The organism is Rhizobium lentis (assembly GCF_014200175.1).
In the GTDB taxonomy this organism is placed as follows: domain Bacteria; phylum Pseudomonadota; class Alphaproteobacteria; order Rhizobiales; family Rhizobiaceae; genus Rhizobium; species Rhizobium mulingense.
In genome coordinates this window covers 16,662-39,201 of the sequence record NZ_JACHBD010000008.1, presented here as the reverse complement: position 1 = coordinate 39,201, position 22,540 = coordinate 16,662, and the positions used below count along the sequence as shown (strand labels likewise).

Genomic DNA, 22,540 nt, shown 5'->3' with positions numbered 1-22,540 from the left:
CCGGCAGATCGGTTCAAAGACGCTGCTTGACCGTGGCGAGCGCCCCTTTGAAAGCCTTGGCGAAACTCTCGCGATCATCAGGGTTCAGGAAGGAGCCGACATCCGTACGCCGGCCCTCGCCGAAAATCTGCATGGAGAGGATGCCGATTTCCTGATGCCGCCGGACAAGGAAACGCGCCCAGAACGGGTTAAAATGATGCTCCACCATCCGCCCCGACGGCGCAAACTTGCGCACCGAAACATCCGTGCGCGACACCGTGATTTCCTCGCGTGCCCTTCCGGAGCGGTAACTCAGCCAGAACGCACCGTAGAGCAGGACGAAATCCAGTCCGAAGAAGAAGCCGATCGGCCAGGCGCCGGTCACGGTGAAGAACATGCCGTAGAGAAAGCACACGGCGCCCGACAAAATGAGCAGCACCTTGAAGCCCTTGCGCCCGAGCGATCGGTGGGGAAAGAGTTCGGCTGCGAAAACAGGCTTTTCGTTGAAGCTGTCGACGTTGCTTTCCATCATGGCCGTTGAGTATAGATTCTCCATGGCGAATCCGAAACTCAAATCCGTTGGCAAACCGTCCCAAAACTCGAATGTCATCACCCGCCGCAAACCGGCAGCGGCGGTGAAAACCGCCTATTCCGTGGCTGAGCGCGAGGAGATCTTCCGCCGTTTCTCGGTGCAGCGGCCGGAACCGAGGGGCGAACTCGAGCATACCAACCCCTTTACCCTCGTCGTTGCCGTGGCGCTTTCCGCCCAGGCAACCGACGCCGGGGTCAACAAGGCGACGCGGGCGCTCTTCAAGGTCGCCGACACGCCGCAGAAAATGCTCGATCTCGGCGAGGAGAAGGTCCGCGATTACATCAAGACGATCGGCCTTTATCGCAACAAGGCAAAGAACGTCATCGCGCTTTCCCAGATGCTGGTCGACGAATTCGCGGGCAAGGTACCGGAAACCCACGAGGAACTGGTCCGCCTGCCGGGCGTCGGGCGCAAGACCGCCAATGTCGTGCTCTCCATGGCCTTTGGCCAGGCGACGATGGCGGTCGACACCCACATTTTCCGCATCGCCAACCGCATCAGGCTGGCCCCCGGCAAGACGCCCGACGAGGTCGAGGCGCGGCTGATGAAGGTCGTGCCGAAACAGTACCTCTATCACGCCCATCACTGGCTGATCCTGCACGGCCGCTACACCTGCAAGGCGCGCCGCCCCGAATGCGAGTGCTGCGTCATCGCCGACATCTGCAAATCGCCGGAAAAAAGTTCGGATATTCCGGCGCCGCTCGTCGAGTTACCGCCGCAGGTGATCGGCGAGGCCGTCGAGTAAGGCCGCAATCGCCCGCTCGTAATCTCGCCGCTCCCCACCGGCTTCGATCGCAATCGCGGCACGGTCGAAGGCCGCCGACAGCAGCGATGTCAGCGGGTCGAGCAAGGCGCCTGCCTCCGGCAGAAACGCCGCAAGTCCGTCCCGCAAACTCGCCTCCGCATTCTCCGCATCCAGTGCCGCGACCGCCGGCGATCCGAGAACGGCAGGTGCTTCCATCAGCAGCAGCCGTGTCCGCCCCGGCTGCGCCATCGCGGCGAAATAGGCTGAAGCGCCGGCGATCAGTGCAGCCCGCGCCCCATGCTCCGGCGCCGAAGCCGCGTCGATTGCCTTGGCCACCGCTTGCGCCTCGCACGCGATCACCGCCTGGAACAGTGCCTTCTTGTCCTCGAAATGATGGTAGAGCGCCCCGCGCGTCACGCCTGCCGCCGCGACGATCTCCGGCGTCGCGGTTTCGGCATAACCTTTCTCAACGAAGATACGCCGCCCGGCGTAGACCAGCGCCTGCCTTGTCTGTTCGGTTCTCTCGCGATTGCTGCGGCTCATACCGTCTCTTTACATACAAACTGCATGTATGTTAAACACAAAAACATACAGACTGTATGTAAAAAGGAGGGAAGATGAAATCGACCAGCTATTATCCTGTCATCATGACGGGCGACGTTGAGGGCACCGCGGCCTTCTACTGCGCCCACTTCGGCTTCAAGGCCGTTTTTGAAAGCGATTGGTACGTTCATCTACAATCGGCCGAGGCGGAGCATGTCGCGCTCGCCATCCTCGACGGCAGGCACGAGACTATTCCTGCCACCGCGCGTGGTGAGGTTCGCGGCTTGCTGCTCAATTTCGAGGTCGAGGATGTCGATCGCATCTACGAGGCCTGCCGGAACGCAGGTCTGCCGATTTTGAGAAAGATCCGCGATGAGGATTTCGGTCAGCGGCACTTCATCACCGCTGATCCGAACGGCGTGCTGATCGACATCATCAAGCCGATCCCGCCGAGTGCGGAATTCGCTGCGATGTACGACGCCTCCGCCCTGCCCGGCTGAGCCTCAGGCGCGCGACCCGGTGTCGCGCGCCGAAATCAGCTTGTGCAGATGCACCATCATGCCGGCAGCAAAGAGCGGCGTCAGCAGATTGACGAACGGGATCATCAGAAACAGCGCAATCACCAGCCCGCCGAGAAAGACGATGGGCGCATGCTTGGCGCGAAAAAGCCGCGCCTCCTGCGGCGGGCGGAAGCGCATGGCTGCGAATTCGAAGAATTCCCGTCCAAGCAGGTAGCCGTTCACCAGAAAGAACGCGACCAGATTGACGCCGGGGATGAACAACAGCAGCAAGGCGACAATATTGCCGAGGATCACCACGCCGAGGAACTTGATCGAGCTTGCCATCGCCGGTCCGAAGGGCATTGCGGTGCCCGGTGCGTCCGTGGGATAGTCGCGTTTTTCGATAACATCGGCGACATCGTCGAGAAACAAGCCTGCGATCAAGGCCGTGACCGGCGAAAGCAACAGCGCCAGCAGGAGCGCAAGGCCGATGCCCGCAAGGATCGTAAACACCAGGGTGAACCACCCCGCCCATTCCGGCAGATCGGGAAAAAAGCCCGTCAGCCAGGGAAAGAGAAAGGCCATGAAGGCTCCGCGCAACGCGAACCACAGGCCGACCAGCACCAGAATCGTCAAGCCTAGCACTTTCCAGAAGACCGACCGCGTTTCCGGCGCGAACAGGTTGGCGAGGGATAGTCGAGCAGCGTCAAGGATCATTTCTTCAGCGTCTCCGGTTGCGCAGAAGATGTAGGAAAGGCGAATGCGACCGACAAGTGAGAATAAAATTGCAGGCTGTAATAGAAACTTGTCGCAATATAAGTGCTAATATAATATTATATCCAATAGAAATAAGCATGGGCCTGAGAAGCAGCTTCCGACAATAGTTGCAAAGACAAGGGATCGCGATAGCGCATCCACGGAACGCCTCTGAGGGAAGACGGGGGAGGCTGACGTGGAAGACTTTGTGCACAAACTCAGGCAATACGTTAAAAGCGGCACACCGGCCGAGCGCCGTATCGCGAAATATTTCTCCGAGCACTTGAATGACCTGCCGTTTGAGACGGCGGCGTCCGTCGCCGATCGCCTGGATCTGTCGCCGATGACCGTCGGGCGATTCCTGCGCGCGCTCGGTTACCAGGGGCTGGACAGCGTCAAGGTGGAGATCCGCGAGACCGTGACGACATCGCCGGCGCAGTTGCAGAGCGCCATGAGCGAGTTGCATGCGGATGCTGCGGAAGGCAAACCGCTCGCCATGCTGGTCGCTGAACAGATCCAGGCGCTCCATCATATCTATCATCTGACGGCGCAGCCGCACTGGTCCGAAGCCGTCAGCCTGATCAGCACCGCCCGTGAAGTGTCGATCGCTACCCACGCGCGGCTTGCAAGCCTCGCCAATCATTTCTGCCAGCGGCTGACACAGGCCCGAGACGGGGTGCACACGCTCGACGGCGCCGACAACCGTTTTGCCGACCTCTTTGCCCGGCCGGCGGTCGACGACGCGCTGCTCGTCATCATCGACTGTCGCCGCTTCGCCAAGGCGCGCCTGCTGGCCAGAACCGCGCGGCGCTACGGCTACAAGGTCATCCTTATTTCACCGCAGCAGGCGGATTGGATGGCAGATCAGTCGAACGTCATGCTGCCCCTGCCGCCCGCACGCGCCCCCGATCTCGACAATCTTCCACCGCTGATCGCGCTGCTCGATTGCCTGTCGGAATCGGTCATTCTCGAAGTCGGAGAAGAGGCCGCCCTTCGCCGCCGCCGCATGCTGGAATTCGCAACCGTCCTCGGCGAGACGGCCAACCACTGAAACAGCTTCAAACCGCGCGTTTCGGCGGCTACTGCATCGCTTCCAGTTCGGCGCGGTGCCGATACATCGCCAAAAGGCGGCGGTAATCGCGGTCGTAAAGGGCCTGCTTCGCCCTATCGGGCAGCCGTTCCTCGCCGCCCGGATACATCGCTTCGCCAGCAGCCGCCAAATCCTTGTGCAGGCCGCAGGCAACCGATGCAGCGATCGCCGTGCCGAGTAGCACCGCCTCGTTCATCTTCGGCACCACGACCTTGCAGCCGGTGGCATCGCTATAGAGTTCCATCAGCACCGGGTTTTTCACATGCCCGCCGGCGACATGCAGCGTATCCGCCACATAGCCATATTCCTTCATTTTCTCAAGGATATGGCGAATGCCGAGCGCAATAGCCACTGCAGACCGCCAATAGAGCGCACAGAGCCCGTCGAAGGAGGTATCGAGCGTCAGCCCGCTGACGACGCCGACCGCATGCGGATCGGCGCGGGGCGAACGGTTGCCGTGAAAATCCGGAAGCACGAAGATGCGCTCCCCGAAAGAATCGCCTTCCTCGGCTCGCAATTCGGCAATGCGCGCGACGATCCTCTGGTGCAGCGCCGCCGTCGGCTCACCGCCGGCGGCATGCATGCGCACCATATGGTCGAGCAGCGCCCCGGTCGCCGATTGCCCGGCCTCCACCAGCCAGGACTGCGGGAAGACTACTTCGTAATAGGGACCCCACATGCCGTGGCTCGTTTTGCGGTCCTGCGAAAAGGCGACGATGCAGCTCGACGTGCCGGCGATCAGAGCGAGCTGATGCTCGCGTTTGACGGCATCGGCGGCATAACCGCCGAGTGCGCCGAGCGCGCCGGCATAGGCGTCGATCATCCCGGCCGACACGTGGCAATCGGTGGTCAGCCCCAGGGTTGCCGCCGCCTCCGGCGTCAGCCGGCCGACGCTGCCGCCGACCGGCGTCGTCTCATCCGGCAGGCACCCGCGCGCCTGAAGGTCTTCGAGACCGATGCGCTGCAGGAAATCCTGCTGCCAGCCTTTTTCGAGATGGGCGAGATAATTCCATTTTGCCGTCAGCGTGCAGCGCGATCGGGCGGGCGAGCCGGTCGATTTCCACGTCATGAAATCGGCGAGATCGAAGAAGTAACCGGCCTTTTCCCAAGTGGCGGGCAGCTTCTTCTTCAGCCACATCAGCTTCGGCATTTCCATTTCCGGCGACATCACGTGGCCGGAATGCTCAAGCACCGCGTGCCCCGTCGCCGTGCAGAAATCGGCTTCGTTCAGAGCCCGATGGTCGAGCCAGACGATCGTGTCGAAACGCTGCTCGCCGCCGGTGGAAACGCTGATCTGCCGGCCCTCGGCGTCGCGCACGACAAGCGAACACGTGGCGTCGAAACCAATTGCGCCGACCGAGGCGGCGGCGATGCCGGATTGCGCCATCGCGCTACGCACCGCCGTGCAGGCGGCCGACCAGATGTTTTCGGAATCGTGCTCGGCGTGGTTTTCGCGCGGCCGGTTCATTGCGATCGGATGTTCGGCCTTGGCGAGCAGACGGCCGGCGGCATCGAAGACACCCGCGCGTGCGCTGCCAGTGCCGACATCGACCGCAACCACATGATCAGGCATCAAATCTTGGTCCCGTCCAGCTTATGGTTGCGGACAAGGTGTATCAAATGCGGCATGGCGTCAAACACCACATCAGGCGAAAGCCGGTCGAGTTCGGCACGGTATCCTGCGAAATTCGCATGCGATCCGCCGGTGAAGGCAAAGACCGTCATACCCGCCGCCTTGGCGGCGGCAATGCCGGCCGGACTGTCCTCGACGACAACGCAGGACCCAGGTTCGACTTGCATCTCGTGCGCCGCATGCAGGAAGAGATCGGGCGCCGGTTTGCCGCGCTTGACCATGGTCGCGCTGAAGATGTCGGGCAGCCTGTCGAGAAGGCCGGTGACGGAAAGCGACAGCCGGATTCGCTCCATCTGGCTGGACGAGGCGACGCAGCACGGTATGCCGAGCCGGTCAATCGTCGCGGCGATGCCGTCGATCGGCTTCAATTCGGTGCGGAAGCGAGCGTAGAGATCGATGCGGATGCGTTCGAGGAATTCCTCGCTGGCATGGACGTTGAATTCGGTTTCCAGCGTATCGATGAGCGTCGACAGGCTGCGGCCGAGAAAGCGCTCATAGGCCTGATCTTCGTTGATCGAGACGCCGAGATCGTTCATCGCGCCGACGAGGACGCTGATCGAGATCGGCTCGCTGTCGACGAGCACGCCGTCGCAATCGAAGATGACCAGCCTTGGTTCAGCATCAGCCATGAAAGACCCAATCTGAGTTCAATTCGCACGCACGTCCGTGCCGCTCACAGACCGGACCGGATGGCGGCGCGAATGCCGCCATCCGGTCCTTACACCGCGAGCTTGCCGTCGAGATAGAGCTGCAGCGTCGCCCGCGTGCCCTTTTCCCACAGGGTTTTGAGCGCATGGGCGAAACGCTTGCGGAAGAGCTCGGATTTTGCCACCTCACCGAAAATATCGTCGAAGGCGAGGAAGGCGGACGGCTCGTCCTTGGCCTTCAGCGCCGCCGCATGCAGGCGCTCGGCGCTGGCGTCGTTGAAGACGATATCCTTGCCGCTGTCGGTCTTGCCGGCGAAATAACGGCACCATAGCGCCGAGACCAGCGCCAGGCCGACGACATCCCTGTTCTGGCGGAGATTGTCGAGCGTCGACGGCAGGATGAATTTCGGCTGGCGGTTCGAACCGTCCTGGGCCAGGCGCGGAATGGTATCAGCTATCTTCGGATTGAGCAGGCGATGCTCGATCAGCGCAAAATAATCCGTCAGCGACGTGTTCGGCACCGGCGGCACGATCGGAATGATCTCGTCTTTCTCAAGCTTGGCGAGGAAGGCGCGGATCACAGGATCTTCCATGGCGTCATGCACGAAATGAATGTCCATCAGCGCCGCCGGATAGGCGATCGCCGCATGTCCGCCGTTGAGGATGCGGATCTTCATATGCTCATAGGGGGTGACATCGGGCACGAAGGTCACGCCCACCTTTTCCAGCGCCGGGCGGCCGGCGGTGAACTTGTCCTCGAGCACCCACTGCTTGAATTCCTCGCAATAGACCGGCCAATTGTCCTCGATCTCGAAATTGTCCCTGAGGAAATCGATCTCCCGCTGGCCGGTCGCCGGGGTGATGCGGTCGACCATCGCATTCGGAAAGGCGACGTTTTCCCGGATCCAGTCGGCAAAGGCGGGATCTGAAAGTGCCGCCGTGCCGACCACGGCATTGGCGGTAACGATGCCGTTATGGGGAATGTTGTCGCAGGACATGACGGTGAACGGACCGATGCCCTTTTTCCTGCGGGCCTTCAGGCCGGCGACGATCAGCCCGAACACCGTCTTCGGCGCGTCGGGACTGCTTCCGTCGGCGGCGATATCAGGATGGGCCGGATTGAATGTGCCCGATGCATCGATGAAGTAACCGCCCTCGGTGATCGTCAGCGAAACAATGCGGATCTCGGGATCGGCAAGCCTGGCGATGATTGCGGCGGGATCGCCGACCGGCAGGATGTCGATCATTGGCGCGGTGACGCGCGCCCCGGTCTTGTTATTGTCCTGCTCGACGATGGTTGTCAGGAAATCCTGGGCCGCAAGCTTCTCACGCATGGCGGCATCGGACGGCAGCACGCCGGCGCCGACGATCGCCCAGTCGTGATCCGTGCCCGCGTTGAAGAGATCGTCGAGATAGATCGCTTGGTGGGCGCGGTGGAAGTTGCCGACCCCGAAGTGCACGATGCCGGCTTTCAGCGACGCCCTGTCATATCGGGGAATGGCAGCAGTGCGCGCCGCGTCCGGAAGCGTTGCCAGCGATAGTTTGCACGTCATGTTCCAGTCCTCTTGAAGGTCTTGCCGAAACGGCCGGGCGCCATCGCCCGGCTCGCATGCCTCCCCAGCCGGCCGCCTGCCTCAGATGGCAAGGCCGCCCTCGTTGAATTTGTGAATGCGCGAACGGTCCGGCGTCAGGTAGACCGTATCGCCGGCCTTGGCGGCAAAATCGCCGCTGCCGCGTGCCGTCACCATGCCGATGCCATCGGCATCTATATGCAGAAAAGTGTCGGAGCCGAGATGCTCGGCGACCACCACCCTGCCCTTCCAGTCACCGCTCTCCATCGACAACAGCATATGTTCGGGACGGATGCCGATCGTGTGGGCGCCGAGCTGGGCGGCGTTCTGGCCCCTGATGAAGTTCATCTTCGGCGACCCGATAAAGCCGGCGACAAAAAGGTTGCGTGGCCGGCTGTAGAGTTCGAGCGGCGAGCCGACCTGCTCGATATTGCCCCGGTTCAAGACGACGATCTTGTCGGCCATGGTCATGGCCTCGACCTGGTCGTGGGTAACGTAGACCATCGTCGTCTTCAATTGCTGATGCAGTTCGCTGATTTCCAGGCGCATGTTGACGCGCAGTGCGGCGTCGAGGTTCGACAGCGGCTCGTCGAAGAGGAAGGCCGAAGGCTGGCGCACGATGGCGCGGCCGATCGCAACGCGCTGACGCTGGCCGCCGGAAAGCTGGCGCGGCTTGCGCTCCAGATAGTCCGTGAGATTGAGCACGCGGGCGGCATCGGTCACCTTGCGGTCGATCTCAGCCTTGTCGACGCCCGCCATTTTCAGCGGAAAGGCGATGTTGTTGCGCACGCTCATATGCGGATAGAGCGCGTAGGACTGGAACACCATGGCGAGGCCGCGTTCCGACGGCGCCTTTTCGGTGGCGTCCCTGCCGTCGATGACGATCTTGCCCCCGGAAACGTCCTCGAGACCGGCGATCAATCTTAGCAGCGTGGACTTGCCGCAGCCCGACGGGCCGACGAAGACGACGAATTCGCCATCCTTGATATCGAGATCGATCGACGGGATGACCTTGGCTTCGCCGAAGACCTTGGAAACCTTCTGAAGGGTAATACTGCCCATGTTTGTCTCCCTTTTCTTATTTCACTGCGCCGAAGGTCAGGCCGCGGACGAGTTGCTTCTGGCTGAACCAGCCGAGGATCAGGATCGGCGCGATCGCCATGGTCGAGGCCGCCGAGAGTTTGGCGTAGAACAGGCCTTCGGGGCTGGAATAGGACGCGATGAAGGCCGTCAGCGGCGCCGCCTTCGAAGCGGTGAGGTTGAGCGTCCAGAACGCCTCGTTCCAGGCAAGGATGATGTTCAGGAGCAGCGTCGAAGCGATGCCGGGCACCGCCATCGGCGTCAGCACGTAGATGATCTCCTTCATCAGCGACGCTCCATCCATGCGCGCCGCTTCGAGGATCTCGCCGGGGATTTCCTTGAAGTAGGTGTAGAGCATCCAGACGATGATCGGCAGGTTGATCAGCGTCAGCACGATCACCAGCCCGGTGCGGGTGTCGAGCAGGCCGGAATTGCGGAACATCAGATAGATCGGGATCAATGCGCCGACCGGCGGCATCATCTTCGTCGACAGCATCCACATCAGCACGTCCTTGGTCCGCTTGGTCGGCGAAAACGCCATCGCCCAGGCGGCCGGGATTGCGATGATCAGCCCGATCAGCGTCGAGCCGAAGGAAATGACCACCGAATTCATGAAGTGACTGAGATAGTTGGAACGGCTCTGCACTTCGGCATAGTTCTCCGCCGTCCAGTGGAAAAACAGGAACTGCGGCGGCGACGCGATGGCGTCAGCTTCCGATTTGAAGCTGGTCAGGAACGTCCACAGGATCGGGAAGAAGATCAGGATGCCGAGCGTCCAGGCAATCGCGGTGACGATGACCTTGTGCTGCGTTGTGACTTTTCTGGCCATCTCAAGCCTCCAGATTCTTGCCGACGAGGCGCACGAGGAAGATCGCGACGATATTGGCAAGCACGACCGCGACGATGCCGCCCGCCGAAGCGCCGCCGATATCGAATTGCAAGAGCGCCTGCGCATAGACGAGATAGGTGAGATTGGTGCTGTCGGTACCCGGCCCGCCATTGGTGGTGACGAGGATTTCGGCGAAGACCGAAAGCAGGAAGATCGTCTGGATCAGGATCACCACGGTGATGGCGCGGGCCATGTGCGGCAGGATGATATAGACGAATTTCGAGATCGCCCCGGCGCCGTCCATCTCGGCCGCCTCCTTCTGCTCTTCGTCGAGCGACTGCAGCGCGGTCAGCAGGATGAGGGTGGCAAAAGGCAGCCACTGCCAGGCGACGATGAGGATTACTGACACTAGCGGCGCAGTCGCCAGCCAGTCGATCGGCTGCAGGCCGAGCGCCTTCGCAAGATGCGCAAACAGGCCGTTGACCGGATTCATGAACATGTTCTTCCAGACGAGTGCTGCAACCGTCGGCATCACAAAGAACGGGGCGATGACAAGGATGCGCACGATGCCCTGGCCGTACATCGGCTGGTCGAGCAGCAGCGCAAAGGCGACGCCGCCGACGACGGTGACGACAAGAACGCCGGCGACAAGCAGCAACGTATTGAGCAGCGCGGCGATAAAGGCTGGATCGGAAAGGAAATATTCGTAGTTCAGCAGGCCGACAAAGCTCTCCATGCCGGGGCTGAGCAGATTGTAGTTCAAGAGCGAGAAATAGATCGTCATCGCGAGCGGAACGATCATCCACGCGAAAAGGAACAGCACGGAGGGCGCAATCATCAGGCGCGCCGCGGAGCGAGTATGTAATGTTGCCATGGCAATCACCGATCTGATCTGAAGCGGGGAGCGGCCGCAAGGCAGCTTTGTCGGGAAAAGAGGCCGCCGATGCGGTTCGGGCGATCGGCGGCCCAGAGGGGCGGATTGTCAAGGATCCGCCTTCTCAGGAGGTTTTACTTAATGTAGCCGGCTTTGGTCATTTCCCGGGTTGCCAGCTGCTGCGCGCTCTTCAATGCTTGATCGACCGAAATCTGGCCGGCAAGGGCTGCCGAGAACTGCTGTCCCACCGCCGTGCCGATGCCCTGGAATTCCGGGATCGCCACGAACTGGACGCCGACATAGGGGACCGGCTTGACGGTCGGCTTGGTCGGATCAGCCGAGTTGATCGAGTCGAGCGTCATCTTGGCGAAGGGAGCGGCCTTCTGATACTCCGCATTCGCATAAAGCGAGGTGCGGGTGCCGGGAGGTGCGTTCAGCCAGCCTTCCTTCTCGGCGACGAGGTTGGTGTAGTCCTTGCTCGTTGCCCAGGCGACGAACTTCTCGGCGGCTTCGACCTTCTGCGAGCCTGCCGGAATGGCTAGGTTCCAGGCCCAGAGCCAGTTGCCGCGCTTGCCGAGGCCCTTGTCCGGAGCGAGCGCGAAGCCGACCTTGTCTGCGACGGTGGATTCCTTCGGGTTGCTGACGAAGGACGCAGCAACGGTCGCATCGATCCACATGCCGCACTTGCCGGTTTGGAACAGCGCCAGGTTTTCATTGAAGCCGTTGGAAGAGGCGCCCGGAGGGCCGGCTTCCTTCATCAGGTTGACGTAGAAGTTCAACGTGTCCTTCCACTCGGGCTGATCGAACTGCGGCTTCCACTGTTCATCGAACCAGCGCGCACCGAAGGAGTTCGACATCGCCGTGAGGAAGGCCATGTTCTCGCCCCAGCCGGCTTTGCCGCGCAGGCAGATGCCGTAGATTTCCTTGTCCTTGTTGGTGATCTTCTTCGCAGCGTCTGCGATGAAGTCCCAGGTCGGCGCATCGGGCATCTTTAGGCCGGCGGCGTCAAACAGATCCTTGCGGTACATGACCATGGAGCTTTCGCCGTAGAACGGCGCGGCATAGAGCTTGCCGTCCATGCTGATGCCGCTGCGGATGGCCGGCAACAGGTCGTTGACGTCGTAAGCGTCGCCGAGATTGTCGAGCGGCAGCAGCCAGCCCTGTTTTGCCCAGATCGGAACTTCATAGGTGCCGATCGTCAGAACGTCGTACTGGCCGCCCTTGGTCGCGATGTCGGTCGTGACCTTCTGGCGCAGCACGTTCTCTTCGAGGGTGACCCATTCGAGGTCGATGCCGGGATTCTTTGCCTTGAAGTCATCCGTCAGCTTCTGCATCCGGATCATGTCGCCGTTGTTGACGGTCGCAATTGTCAGCGTTTCGGCCGAAGCCATGCCGGCAAACGCCAATGCCGAGCAGGCGCCCAGCAGGAAAGTTCTCAATGTCATATCTTCCTCCCAGAAGACGAGATGTGAGCATTCGCTTTGCTCATGAGCAATTACTCACCAAACGACCGAAAATGTCAATCGGCAATCGTTGCTGCAATGCCGAACATCCTAACTATCCAATTGATTCAGAAGAAGAATTTTTTGCTCAGCTCTTGAGCAAAAACTCGGCAGTCTCTTCGTCGGTGATCAATCCATTGATCTGATGGCCGACGACGGCAGCCTTGATCGCCTTGAATTTACGTTTGCCCTTGGCGAGCCCGATGACCATCGATGCCTCACGGGACGGGATCGGCGCGGACGCGACGCGCTCGTTGATCGGGTTGTCGAGCAGCCGGCCGTCGACATCGAAAATCCATCCGCATATTTCGCCGACCGCGCCCCCGCGCATCAGCTCCATCATCTCGTCCTTCTCGAGAAAACCGTCGACGCAGAGCGGCCCGTCGATGCCGAGTTCGCCGATGCCGACGAAGGTGACGTCGGCCTGTGCGCTCATGTCAAGCGTTGAACGTACAAGCTGCTGGCCGTGCAGCAGTTCCCGCTCCTCGGCTGAGGTGACGAGAACCGGCAGCGGCATCGGATAGTGCCGCGCCTTCACCGCATCCGCCATGCTGAAGATGACGTTGTAGTAGGCGGCCGATCCGTCCGGCGCGATATTGCCGGTCAGCGAGACGATGCGGTGATTCGGACATTCGATGGCCGGAAGCTGGTCCACGGCCGCCTTCAGCGTACGGCCGGTGCCGACCGCAAGCACGATCGGCTCCGCCCGCTTCAGCCAGCGCTCGATCTCGGCCGCCGCCGCCTCGGCGATGCCGATGGTGGTCGACGAGGAGCCCGGATCGCTCGGCACCACCTCCACATGTTTCAGTCCAAATTTCCGCCGCAACTGACTGCCGAGTTCAAGACACGCGGCGATCGGATGATCGAGCCGCACCTTGATCAGACGTTCGGCGACCGCGAGCGACACCAGCCGCTGCGCCGACTGCCGCGAGATCCCCATCGAGGCGGCGATTTCGTCCTGCGTGCGCCCAGCGACGTAATAAAGCCAGCCGGCACGCGCCGCATCGTCGAGCCGTGCAGGGGTCTCGGATCTTTTTGCCATATGATGTCTACCACGCAAAGTGAGCCGGCTTGCCGCCCGCCGGATATGATTTCGAGTCTGTACCGCACCAGATCAAAACAAAATTCCTGAGAATGTCGAGCCTGTTGACAAAAGCCTTGTCCGAATAACCGCTGCCAATCAGGCAAACCATTGCATCACCAGATAGACCCCCGCCTTTACGAGGCTGTAAATCACGCCGCCGGCAATGACGAGCGACACGGCGGTCATGATGAAGCCGATGAGCGCGAAGAGCCCGTCGCGGCCCATGATGCCGAAAGCGAAGACCGAGATCGTGATCGCCGGCAGGATATTGCCGAGCGGAACCGGCAGCACCAGCACGATCGACAGCAGCAAGCATGCAAGACCGGCGAAATACTCTGCCGGCGGCTCGGCGAAAATGGCAAGCCTCGGCTTCAGCATGCGTTCGGCCCAGGCGAGCCAGCGATGGATGCGGACGACGATGCTCTCGAAATCCTCCCGCAGCACCGAACGGTCGGCGATCGCCTTGGGCAGCCAGGGTTTTAACCCGAAGGTCAGCTGCGCCGCCAGAAAGACCAAAGGCGCACCGAGCAGGGCGGAGGTGCCGGGCGGTGTGGGAAACGCGTTCGGCAGCGCGAAGATCAGCATCAGCGCGCTGATCGCCCTGTCGCCCATCGTCTGGAACAGATCACCGATCGAAATCCGCTCCCGGCTGCGGTCGGCGGCCAACTGCCGCAGGATGGATGAGAGGCGGCGGCCTTTGGGTCGTGGCGGACGTGGTCTTCGGCGTTTGCTGGAATCGGCGTTTTCGATTGTCATGATACCGGTGGATGATGGAAGTGCGGGATTCGATTTTGACCGCGCAATATGCCAATTGAATGACTTATAGGGTCAGAATTACGGCACAACCCTGAAGCCGAGAAGCGAATGAAATCTTGTAATTCCCCGCCAACAGTGCGAGCAGACGGCCCAGACCAGGAAAGCGGCAGAGTGGCAATGATCATTTCGTTCGACATCGGCGGCTCCGCCATCAAGGGCGGCATCGCCCGCTCCGAGACAGACATCGTGCCGCTCGGCCGGCGCCCGACGCCGAAGGAAGATTTCGCCGCTTTCGTCGACACCCTGCGCGCCATCATCGCCGAAACCGGCGAAGCGCCGAGCCTCATCGCGCTGTCCATTGCCGGCGTCGTCGATCCCGATACGCAGCGGCTGATCTGCGCCAACATTCCCTGCATCCATGGCCGCGCACTGGCGGCCGATCTCGAAGCCGAACTCGGCCTGCCGGCGCTGATCGCCAACGACGCCGATTGCTTCGCCATCGCCGAAGCCGGCCTCGGCGCCGGTCGCGGCCACCGCATCGTCTTCGGCGCCATCCTTGGCACCGGCGTCGGCGGCGGACTGGTCGCCGACGGGCGCCTCGTTAACGAAGCCGGCGGCTTTGCCGGCGAATGGGGTCATGGCCCGATCATCGCGTCTGCAGCCGGCAATCCGCCAGCCGTCATTCCTGTCTATGCCTGCGGCTGCGGCCAGAAAGGCTGCGTCGATACCGTCGGCGGCGCCCGCGGCCTGGAGCGCCTGCACAAGACGCTGCACAATCTCGATCTTTCCAGCGAAGAGATCATCGGTCAATGGCAGCAAGGCGAGGAGAAGGCGACACGCACCATCGACGTCTATGTCGATCTCGTCGCCTCGCCCTTGGCGCTGACGATCAACATCACCGGCGCGACCATCGTGCCGGTCGGCGGCGGCCTGTCCAATGTCGAACCCTTGCTTGCAGAACTCGACCACGCCGTGCGTGCCCGCATCCTGCGCAAGTTCGACCGCCCGCTGGTGGTGCGCAGCCAATGCCGCATCGAACCCGGCCTGATCGGCGCCGCGCTGCTGGGGCTGAAAGCCGAAGCAGCCGCGCTTTAAAGCACCGGCCACATCCGCACGATTGCTGCGAACCGATCCCAGTCCTTGCGTGTCAACGGCGTCCACGCCGCTTCGGCGATTGCCGGAAGGCGGGGGAAGACCAGCCGGTTGAAATGGGCGCGTGAGGCGATGTTGCCGCTCCAGATGCAGGCCTGGACGCCGCGCATCTTTTCCCTCAGCGCCTCCGGCAGCTCAGCCTCATAAGCATAGGTGCGCTCCGGCGGCGTAAAACCCGCCCAGCTTGCGCCGGGCTCGGCCCAGGCTTCGGCCTGCGCCATGTCGAGATAATAGGCCTTTCCTGGTGTCATCACCACGTCGTAGCCGTCCTCAGCCAGTTCGGGGCCCGTTTCAGGCTTTTCCCAAGCCATCAACAGCGTGCCGTCGCGGTCGACGCCGCCACCGTGCGCCGCCTCGTTCCAGCCGGCGAGCTTCTTGCCGCGCTCCGACAACATGGCCTTGATGCGCCTCAGGAAATAGGATTGCAGCTCGGCGGTGCCAGCAAGTCTCTCCCGCTTCATCAGTGTCCTGCAGAGCGGCGAAGAAAGCCAGGCCTCCTCTGCCACCTCGTCGCCGCCGACATGGACATACTCGCCGGGAAACAGTGCCACGACCTCATCGAACACCTTGCCGAGGAATTCATAGGTGAATTCGACCGCCGGGTTGAGGGCGTTGTTGGCATAGCCCTGCGGCGAGCGATAGCTGTCCGCCGGCTCCTGCCGGTCGACAAGATCGGCAAGCGCCGAGAGCGCTGCGGTGCTGTGGCCGGGAATATCGATTTCCGGCACCACCTCGACATGCAGCGAGGCGGCATGCGCAACGATGCGCCTGACGTCCTCCTGCCTGTAGTGGCTGATGCGCGCTTGCGCACCGTCGTTGAAGTCAGACATGGGCCTTTCATCCGTCCCGCCTCCTGCGCTGATTTCCGTCAGTTCGGGATAGGCCTTGATCTCCAGCCGCCAGGCCTCGTCGTCGGTCAGGTGCCAGTGGAAGATATTGAACTTGTTCCAGGCGAGGATATCGATCAGCCGCATGACATCAGCCACGGGATAGAACTGCCCCGCCACGTCCAGATGGCAGCCGCGCCAGCCATGACGCGGCTGATCGGCGATCGTGCCGAAATTCGGGAATTTGAAGGCATCGCGATCGGTGCGGGCGCCGTGCAGCAGTTGCGCCAGGCTGATCAGCCCATAGTGCCGCCCCGCTGCATCCGCACTCGAAAGCACGATCTCCCGCGCGCTGAAACGCAGTTCGTAAGCAAAGGCGGCGATCGACGATTCGGTGACGAACCGAATGGCCCGCCCGCCCTTGACGGCAGCAAGCGAGAACGGCGCCGCCTCGGCAGAATAGAGCCGCTGGTAAAGCGCAAGAAGCAGAGAGAGCGCCTTGATCGCCTCCGGCCGGGTCCTTTCGGCAGGATAGAGGACGGAAGGCAGGTCTCCCGCTCTCAGCCCGACCGACAGCGGCCAAGGCAGCAGCGCAAAGGGTTCCTCAACCCGGCCCGGCGGCAGCAGCGGCGGCGTCACACCGCCGTCCCCACCTTCGAGTAAGAGATCGCCGAAGCCGACCGCAACGCGGCGGCCGTCGCCGAGCGTCAGACAGGCCGATTTGATGCCGTCCGTCCGATGTTTCGGTTCGTCGGCCAGCCCCTCGACGGTGAACCGCCAGCGCCCGCCCGGGGGAATGCTCAGCCCCTCGGGCGGCAGGAATTCATGGAAATCCGCGACTTGCCGCGTCAGGCTGGCACCGTCGCAGACGTGGGTGTCGGCAATCCGCGTCGGTGAGCGATAGGTAAGCGAGAAGCCGGAGAGCGGCTCGGACGAAAGGTTGAAAAGTGTCAGGGTCAGGCGTCCGGGACCCGCTTCGACCGGGCTCCAGCTCGCTTCCAGATGGTAATCGGCCATGGTCGTGCCTCCCTCCGCGAATTGATCCGCGGTTGTGCATGGCCGCGATCGCGGCGGATCTCTGGTCATGCATTCGCAAGCTTAGCTTTTTCGAGACGGTAATGGAATCGGCCGCCCGAGTTCACGGCGGAGCGGCCTGCGCGGGTTACAGGAATTACAGCGCATTAGCGGGTGGGCGGTCCGCGTGTGCGGGAACCGCCCGAATCGCGCTTGGATAAGGATAACGGCCCCGCAAAGGAAAACGGCGCGGCTTTCGCCGCGCCGTCCTCACTCAGCTGCCAACGCCGGCGGATGTCTGTCATCCGCCTCTTCCTGGATGGCGTCGGCATCCCGGCCTGGCTCGTCCTTCGTCTTCGGCTCACGGCCGAAGAAAAGCGCGTAGCCGGCAGGCAGAACCAGGATGGTGAGCACTGTCGCAACCAGGATGCCGCCCATCATCGCGTAGGCGAGCGGACCCCAGAAGACGCCGCGCGAGATCGGGATCAGCGCCAGCACCGCGGTCAGCGCCGTCAGCATGATCGGCCGGAAACGCCGCACGGCGGCACCGACGATCGCCTCCGTCCGGTGCATGCCGGCCTTGATATCCTGGTCGATCTGATCGACCAGGATGATCGAGTTGCGCATGATGATGCCGAGCAGCGCGATGACGCCGAGGATCGCCACGAAGCCGAAGGGCGCGCCACTGATCAGCAAGGCGGCCGCCGCACCAATGATACCGAGCGGGCCGGTGGCGAGCACGAGCATCGCCTTGCCGAAATGCTGCAACTGTATCATCAGCAGCACGACGATGACGGCCAGCATGAGCGGCGCCTTGGCGGCGATCGACATCTGGCTTTCCGCCGCATCCTCGGCGCCGCCCTGAATCTCGACCTTGTAGCCGGCCGGCAGACTGTCGCGCAGGTCCTTCATGTCGGCATACATCTTCATCACCACGTCATTCGGCTGCACGCCATCGGGCAGCGTCGCACGGATGGTGATGGTCGGTAGCCTGTTGCGACGCCATTCGATACCCTGCTCCATGACGGGCACGACCTTGGCGACCTGCGAGACCGGCACAAAGCCGCCGAAATCGGTCGGCACATAGACGGAATTGACTGCCGACAGCAGCGAGCGGCTGGAATCCGGCTCGCGGGCGACGATCGAAACCGTCTCCTCGCCGTCACGGAAATCGTCGAGCGGCGCCCCGGACATGGCGGTCTGCAGCATCTGCCGCACCCGCTGCGAGGTGACGCCGAGTGCCCGGGCGCGGTCCTGGTCGATCACCAGCTTCATCGCCGGCACCTGTTCCAGCCAGTCGTCGTGGATGGCGCCGAGCATCGGATTTGCCTCAAACCGCGCCTTCACCTGGTCGGCGATCGCACGCACCTCCTGGCGGTCCGGTCCCATGACGCGCATCTGCACCGGCCAGCCGGTCGGGGGCCCGAGGAAGAGGCGGTCGACCTTGCCGCGGATCGACGGGAAGTCTTCGGCAAGGATCGTGCGCAGCTTGACGATCAGCCGTTCGCGTGCCGGTTCGTCATTGGCCATGACGAGGAGCTGAGCGAAGTTCGGGTTGCGCAGCTGCTGGTCGAGCGGCAGGAAGAAGCGCGGGGCGCCTTCGCCGATATAGGTGGCGATGAACCGCTTGTCGGGATCATCCATCATCTTGGCTTCGAGCGCCTTGGCCTGGACTTCGACTTCCTTGATGCTGGTGCCCTCGGGCAGCCACAGATCGACGAGGATTTCCGGCCGCGACGATTGCGGGAAGAAATTCTGCGGAATGAACTGGAAGGCCCAGAGGCTGGTGACGAAAGTGCCGAGCGTCAAGAGCAGCACGATGACCCGATGGCGGACCGCCCAGCCGACGGTGCCGCGCAGCCGGCGATAGAAGCTCGTGTCGAAGGCGTCGTGGTGCTCGCCGGCATGATGGCGCTGCTTGAGGATCATGTAGCCGAGCCACGGCGTAAAGTAGACGGCGACGAACCACGAGGTCACCAGCGCGATGCCGACGACATAAAACAGCGAACGAACATATTCGCCGGCCGTCGATGCGGCAAAGCCGACCGGAATGAAGCCGGCCGTGGTGATCAGCGTGCCGGTCAGCATCGGGAAGGCGGTCGAGGAATAAGCAAAACTTGCCGCTTCGATCTTGACCAGCCCCTCCTCCAGCTTTCGCTCCATCATCTCGACGACGATCATCGCATCGTCGACGAGCAGGCCGAGCGCGATGATCAGCGCGCCGAGCGAGATGCGCTGCAGGTCGATGCCGAGTTCGTACATCAGCGCAAAGGTGGCAGCGAGCACCAGCGGAATGGCGATGGCGATGACGAGGCCCGAGCGCCAGCCGATCGACAGGAACGAGACGACAAGCACGATGACGAGGGCTTCGCCGAGCGCATGCATGAATTCGCTGATCGCATCCGTCACCACGTCGGGCTGGTTGGCGATCTGATCGACGGCGACGCCGTAAGGCAGCGAGTCCTCGAAGCGCTGATAGGTCGCCTCCACGCCCTTGCCGACATCGGTGACATTGAAGCCCTTGGCCATGACGACGCCGACCTGGACGCTGTCATGGCCGTTGAAGCGGTACTTGCGCTGATAAGGATCCTCGAGGCCGGAACTGACGGTGGCGATATCGCCGAGGCGCGTCACCTGGCCGCCGGCGCGAAGGCGAAGCTCGCGGATATCGGCCGCCTTCTTGACGTCGCCTTCGACGGAGATGCGCACCGAGCGCAGGCCGGTGTCGACGGAGCCGGCCGGATCGACATTGTTCTGGCCCTTGACGGCGTTCTGCAGGTCGAGGATCGTCAGGCCGCGCTCGGCGAGCGCCTTGGATGAGACGTCGATATAGATTTTCTCCGGCTGGTCGCCGATGATGACCGCCTTCTCGACGCCCGGCGTCGTCAGCAGCATGTCACGCGCCTGGATCGCGAATTTCTTCAGTTCCGGATAGGAATAGCCGTCGCCGCTGATTGAGTGCAGCGTGATGAAGGTATCGCCGAACTCGTCGTTGAAATAGGGGCCGAGCAGTCCCTGCGGCAGCTCGCTGGAGATATCGCCGACCTTCTTGCGCACCTGGTAGAAGGCATCGGCCACGTCTTTCGAATTCGTGTCGCCCTTGACCTGCAGGGTGATAATCGCGCTGCCCGCCCGTGTATAAGACTTGACCCAGTCGATATGCGGCGTTTCCTGCAGCTTGCGCTCGATCTTGTTGACGACCTGGTCTTCCATCTCCTGGATGGAAGCGCCCGGCCAGATCGCCTGCACGACCATGACGCGGAAGGTGAATTCCGGATCCTCGCGCTGGCCCATGCGCATCAGGCCGAGCACACCGGTGATGATGATCAGGCCGAAGAGGAAGCGGGCGATGCTCGGATGGCCGATCGCCCAGCGCGACAGATTGAAGGGCCGCTTTTCAGTGGTGGTGGCATCCATGGTCTTCTTCCCTTTGCGACGCGATCAGCGGACCGTCTGGTCCGTGGCGGCCAGGGCCGATTGCTGGTCCGGCACCTTCACCTTCAGATTTTCGCTCATGAATTGCGTGCCAGCGGCAACGACGAGATCGCCGGTATCGAGGCCCTCGGTCACATGCACACCGTCGCCGGTGAAATCGGCGACCTGGATGTCGCGGCCATGCACGGTCCCCGTGTCGCGGTCGACGGTCCAGACCATTTGCTTGCCGTCCTTTTCAGCGAGCGCGCTGAGCGGAATCGAGACGTAGCTGTTGCCGTTGCTGATATCGGCCTCGATCGTCGCCGTCATGCCGAGAAGCACGCGCGGATCGTTCGGCAGGCTCACCCGAACCGCAAAGGTGCGCGACTGCTGGTCGGCGCTGCCGGAAACCTCGCGCACCTTGCCGTCGAGTACCAGCCTGTCGTCGGCCCAGAAGCTTGCCTTGACCGTCTTGCCGGGCTTGAATTCGGCGATGTCGTTTTCCGGGACAGCGATCTGCACTTCCTTCTCGCCGTCCACGGCAACGGTGAGGACGGGGGTGCCGGATCCGACCACCTGGCCGATATCGGCATTGATCGATGTGACGATGCCGCTCTGGCCGGCCTTGAGATCGGTGTAACTCACCTGGTTCTTTGCCTGGTCGAGCGCGGAAAGCGCGGCATCGCGCTGCGAGATCGCCTGGTCATGGCTGAGGGCGGCCTGTTCGAGCTGCGACTTCGGGGCGACGCTTTTGTCGAACAGCTGCTCGGCGCGCTTATTGGCCAGATCGGCGGTTTCGACGCCCCTTTCGGCCGCAGCGAGATTGGCTTCCGCCGTCTTGACCGCCAGCTGGTAATCGGTGGCATCGATGCGGGCGAGAACGTCGCCCGGCGTCACCCGATCGCCGATATCGACGAGGCGTTCGGTGATCTTGCCGGCGACCCGAAAGCCGAGGTTCATCTCCGTGCGCGCCTTGACCGAGCCGGAATAATCGAGCTTGCGGGTGTCGCCGGCCCTGGCGATCTCGACGACCTTCACCGGCCGGATGACCTCTTTCACCTCGGCCTTCTCCTCCGAGCAGGCGGAAAGGCCGATGCCGACGGCGCTGACGAGCACGAGGCGGGCGACGGACGGCATGCGGTGGCTGAGGGACTTGAGCGAAAACATCTTCCGCACTCCTGGATCGTTTCGGGGGATTCGGCGGCGGCTGCCGCCCGTTATTTCTTGAGCGCCCTAATCACATAATCGATCAGTTCGTCGACGCTCGCGCGGTTGGTTTTGGAAAGACATTGCGCCACCATCTGCGGGTGGCAGAGATTGATCGTCGCCGCGCCGAAGCAGCGCGAGGCAACGACCGGGTCCTGCTCGGCAAACTCGCCGGCCGCGATCCCTTCGGCGATGATTTCGGCAATGAGATCATGGACGCGGTCGATATGCTTCTCGATGACATGCCAGTCGCGCTCGATCGCGACGATGATCATCTCATGCACCTTCATCTCGTCGAGCATCAGATCGAGCGTCAACTGATGTTGCGTCTCGACATAGCGGCGCAGCCGCTCGCTGGCGCTGATCGGCTGATGCCGGATGTCGTAGGCAATTTGATAGGCCGTGGCGAGCATGCGGCCGCAGAGCGCCTGGTGGATTTCCACCTTGGAAGCGAAGAACCGATAGATATTGGCCGGCGACATGCCGAGATCGCGGGCAATGTCGGCCACCGTCGTCTTGCTGTAGCCATAGTGGCGAAACAGCCGCTCGGCCGCATCGAGAATGCGGGTGACATTCTCCTGCCGGGTGACGTCGAGCGTATTTTCCGCGATGTCGTTCATGGTTTTCGGAGTCCGAATTACGACTGACGATTTTCGAATTTCGTCAGTCGTAAAATATCAGCCGGCATTTGTCAATATACCAGCACGGGAATGCTGCGCGAGGGCTCCTGCCATCGAGCAGCGCGG

20 protein-coding genes are annotated in these 22,540 nt (G+C 62.2%); 4 read left to right on the top strand and 16 right to left on the bottom strand.

Annotation, left to right across the window (positions count from 1 at the left end; genetic code table 11):
* Positions 1 to 13 precede the first annotated feature (13 nt).
* Positions 14 to 511 carry a DUF2244 domain-containing protein gene (locus GGI60_RS19120; protein ID WP_183918208.1) on the bottom strand — a complete coding sequence of 166 codons (498 nt, stop codon included), beginning with the start codon at positions 509 to 511 and terminating at the stop codon, positions 14 to 16.
* Between GGI60_RS19120 and nth the strand changes: the two genes are divergently transcribed.
* On the top strand, positions 510 to 1,316 hold the full coding sequence (gene nth, locus GGI60_RS19115; RefSeq protein ID WP_183917766.1) for an endonuclease III: 807 nt from the start codon (positions 510 to 512) through the stop codon (positions 1,314 to 1,316). The two genes, GGI60_RS19120 and nth, sit on opposite strands and share 2 nt — an antisense overlap.
* On the opposite strand, the gene GGI60_RS19110 is transcribed toward nth, so the two are convergent.
* Positions 1,281 to 1,859: a TetR/AcrR family transcriptional regulator gene (locus GGI60_RS19110; RefSeq protein WP_183917764.1), complete on the bottom strand. Its 579-nt coding sequence runs from the start codon at positions 1,857 to 1,859 to the stop codon at positions 1,281 to 1,283. The two genes, nth and GGI60_RS19110, sit on opposite strands and share 36 nt — an antisense overlap.
* Before the next feature lie 74 nt (positions 1,860 to 1,933).
* Here GGI60_RS19110 and GGI60_RS19105 point away from each other — a divergent pair, with 74 nt between their 5' ends.
* Positions 1,934 to 2,359 carry a VOC family protein gene (locus GGI60_RS19105; protein WP_183917762.1) on the top strand — a complete coding sequence of 142 codons (426 nt, stop codon included), beginning with the start codon at positions 1,934 to 1,936 and terminating at the stop codon, positions 2,357 to 2,359.
* A gap of 3 nt (positions 2,360 to 2,362) precedes the next feature.
* Here the strand turns inward: GGI60_RS19105 and GGI60_RS19100 are convergent, their stop codons facing one another.
* Positions 2,363 to 3,076: a sulfate transporter family protein gene (locus tag GGI60_RS19100; protein ID WP_183917760.1), complete on the bottom strand. Its 714-nt coding sequence runs from the start codon at positions 3,074 to 3,076 to the stop codon at positions 2,363 to 2,365.
* 235 nt (positions 3,077 to 3,311) lie between these two features.
* On the opposite strand from GGI60_RS19100, the gene GGI60_RS19095 reads away from it, so the two are divergent.
* Positions 3,312 to 4,166, top strand: coding sequence for a MurR/RpiR family transcriptional regulator (locus GGI60_RS19095; RefSeq protein ID WP_183917758.1), 855 nt, complete (start codon positions 3,312 to 3,314; stop codon positions 4,164 to 4,166).
* Positions 4,167 to 4,194: 28 nt separating this feature from the next.
* Here the strand turns inward: GGI60_RS19095 and GGI60_RS19090 are convergent, their stop codons facing one another.
* From GGI60_RS19090 to GGI60_RS19050, 9 genes are all read right to left on the bottom strand, one after another.
* Positions 4,195 to 5,778, bottom strand: a complete 1,584-nt coding sequence (locus tag GGI60_RS19090) for an FGGY-family carbohydrate kinase (RefSeq protein ID WP_183917756.1) — start codon at positions 5,776 to 5,778, stop codon at positions 4,195 to 4,197.
* Positions 5,778 to 6,467, bottom strand: a complete 690-nt coding sequence (locus GGI60_RS19085; RefSeq protein ID WP_183917754.1) for an HAD family phosphatase — start codon at positions 6,465 to 6,467, stop codon at positions 5,778 to 5,780. The genes GGI60_RS19090 and GGI60_RS19085 overlap by 1 nt, the downstream gene beginning before the upstream one ends.
* A gap of 89 nt (positions 6,468 to 6,556) precedes the next feature.
* Positions 6,557 to 8,038, bottom strand: a complete 1,482-nt coding sequence (locus GGI60_RS19080) for a mannitol dehydrogenase family protein (RefSeq protein WP_183917752.1) — start codon at positions 8,036 to 8,038, stop codon at positions 6,557 to 6,559.
* 81 nt (positions 8,039 to 8,119) lie between these two features.
* The gene (locus GGI60_RS19075) at positions 8,120 to 9,118 is read right to left on the bottom strand and encodes an ABC transporter ATP-binding protein (RefSeq protein WP_183917750.1); all 999 of its coding nucleotides are present in this window, start codon (positions 9,116 to 9,118) and stop codon (positions 8,120 to 8,122) included.
* 16 nt (positions 9,119 to 9,134) lie between these two features.
* Positions 9,135 to 9,965: a carbohydrate ABC transporter permease gene (locus GGI60_RS19070; RefSeq protein ID WP_183917748.1), complete on the bottom strand. Its 831-nt coding sequence runs from the start codon at positions 9,963 to 9,965 to the stop codon at positions 9,135 to 9,137.
* A 1-nt stretch (position 9,966) separates the two neighbouring features.
* Positions 9,967 to 10,839, bottom strand: coding sequence for a carbohydrate ABC transporter permease (locus GGI60_RS19065; protein WP_183917746.1), 873 nt, complete (start codon positions 10,837 to 10,839; stop codon positions 9,967 to 9,969).
* Positions 10,840 to 10,973: 134 nt separating this feature from the next.
* A complete protein-coding gene (locus GGI60_RS19060; RefSeq protein WP_183934847.1) occupies positions 10,974 to 12,284 on the bottom strand; it encodes an ABC transporter substrate-binding protein in 1,311 nt (436 codons plus the stop codon).
* A 145-nt stretch (positions 12,285 to 12,429) separates the two neighbouring features.
* Positions 12,430 to 13,383: a sugar-binding transcriptional regulator gene (locus GGI60_RS19055; RefSeq protein ID WP_183917742.1), complete on the bottom strand. Its 954-nt coding sequence runs from the start codon at positions 13,381 to 13,383 to the stop codon at positions 12,430 to 12,432.
* A 138-nt stretch (positions 13,384 to 13,521) separates the two neighbouring features.
* Positions 13,522 to 14,100 carry an exopolysaccharide biosynthesis protein gene (locus tag GGI60_RS19050; RefSeq protein ID WP_183918206.1) on the bottom strand — a complete coding sequence of 193 codons (579 nt, stop codon included), beginning with the start codon at positions 14,098 to 14,100 and terminating at the stop codon, positions 13,522 to 13,524.
* Between the two features lie 258 nt (positions 14,101 to 14,358).
* Here GGI60_RS19050 and GGI60_RS19045 point away from each other — a divergent pair, with 258 nt between their 5' ends.
* Complete coding sequence (locus tag GGI60_RS19045; protein WP_183918204.1) at positions 14,359 to 15,276, top strand: ROK family protein; 918 nt, start codon at positions 14,359 to 14,361, stop codon at positions 15,274 to 15,276.
* Here the strand turns inward: GGI60_RS19045 and GGI60_RS19040 are convergent.
* The 4 genes from GGI60_RS19040 to GGI60_RS19025 all read right to left on the bottom strand — a co-directional run bounded on the left by GGI60_RS19040 (position 15,273) and on the right by GGI60_RS19025 (position 22,414).
* Complete coding sequence (locus tag GGI60_RS19040; protein ID WP_183917740.1) at positions 15,273 to 17,177, bottom strand: beta-N-acetylhexosaminidase; 1,905 nt, start codon at positions 17,175 to 17,177, stop codon at positions 15,273 to 15,275. The two genes, GGI60_RS19045 and GGI60_RS19040, sit on opposite strands and share 4 nt — an antisense overlap.
* Positions 17,178 to 17,444: 267 nt before the next feature.
* Positions 17,445 to 20,591, bottom strand: coding sequence for an efflux RND transporter permease subunit (locus GGI60_RS19035; RefSeq protein ID WP_183917738.1), 3,147 nt, complete (start codon positions 20,589 to 20,591; stop codon positions 17,445 to 17,447).
* Positions 20,592 to 20,615: 24 nt separating this feature from the next.
* Complete coding sequence (locus GGI60_RS19030; protein WP_183917736.1) at positions 20,616 to 21,755, bottom strand: efflux RND transporter periplasmic adaptor subunit; 1,140 nt, start codon at positions 21,753 to 21,755, stop codon at positions 20,616 to 20,618.
* Positions 21,756 to 21,805: 50 nt separating this feature from the next.
* Positions 21,806 to 22,414 carry a TetR family transcriptional regulator gene (locus GGI60_RS19025; protein ID WP_183917734.1) on the bottom strand — a complete coding sequence of 203 codons (609 nt, stop codon included), beginning with the start codon at positions 22,412 to 22,414 and terminating at the stop codon, positions 21,806 to 21,808.
* Between the last annotated feature and the right edge of the window lie 126 nt (positions 22,415 to 22,540).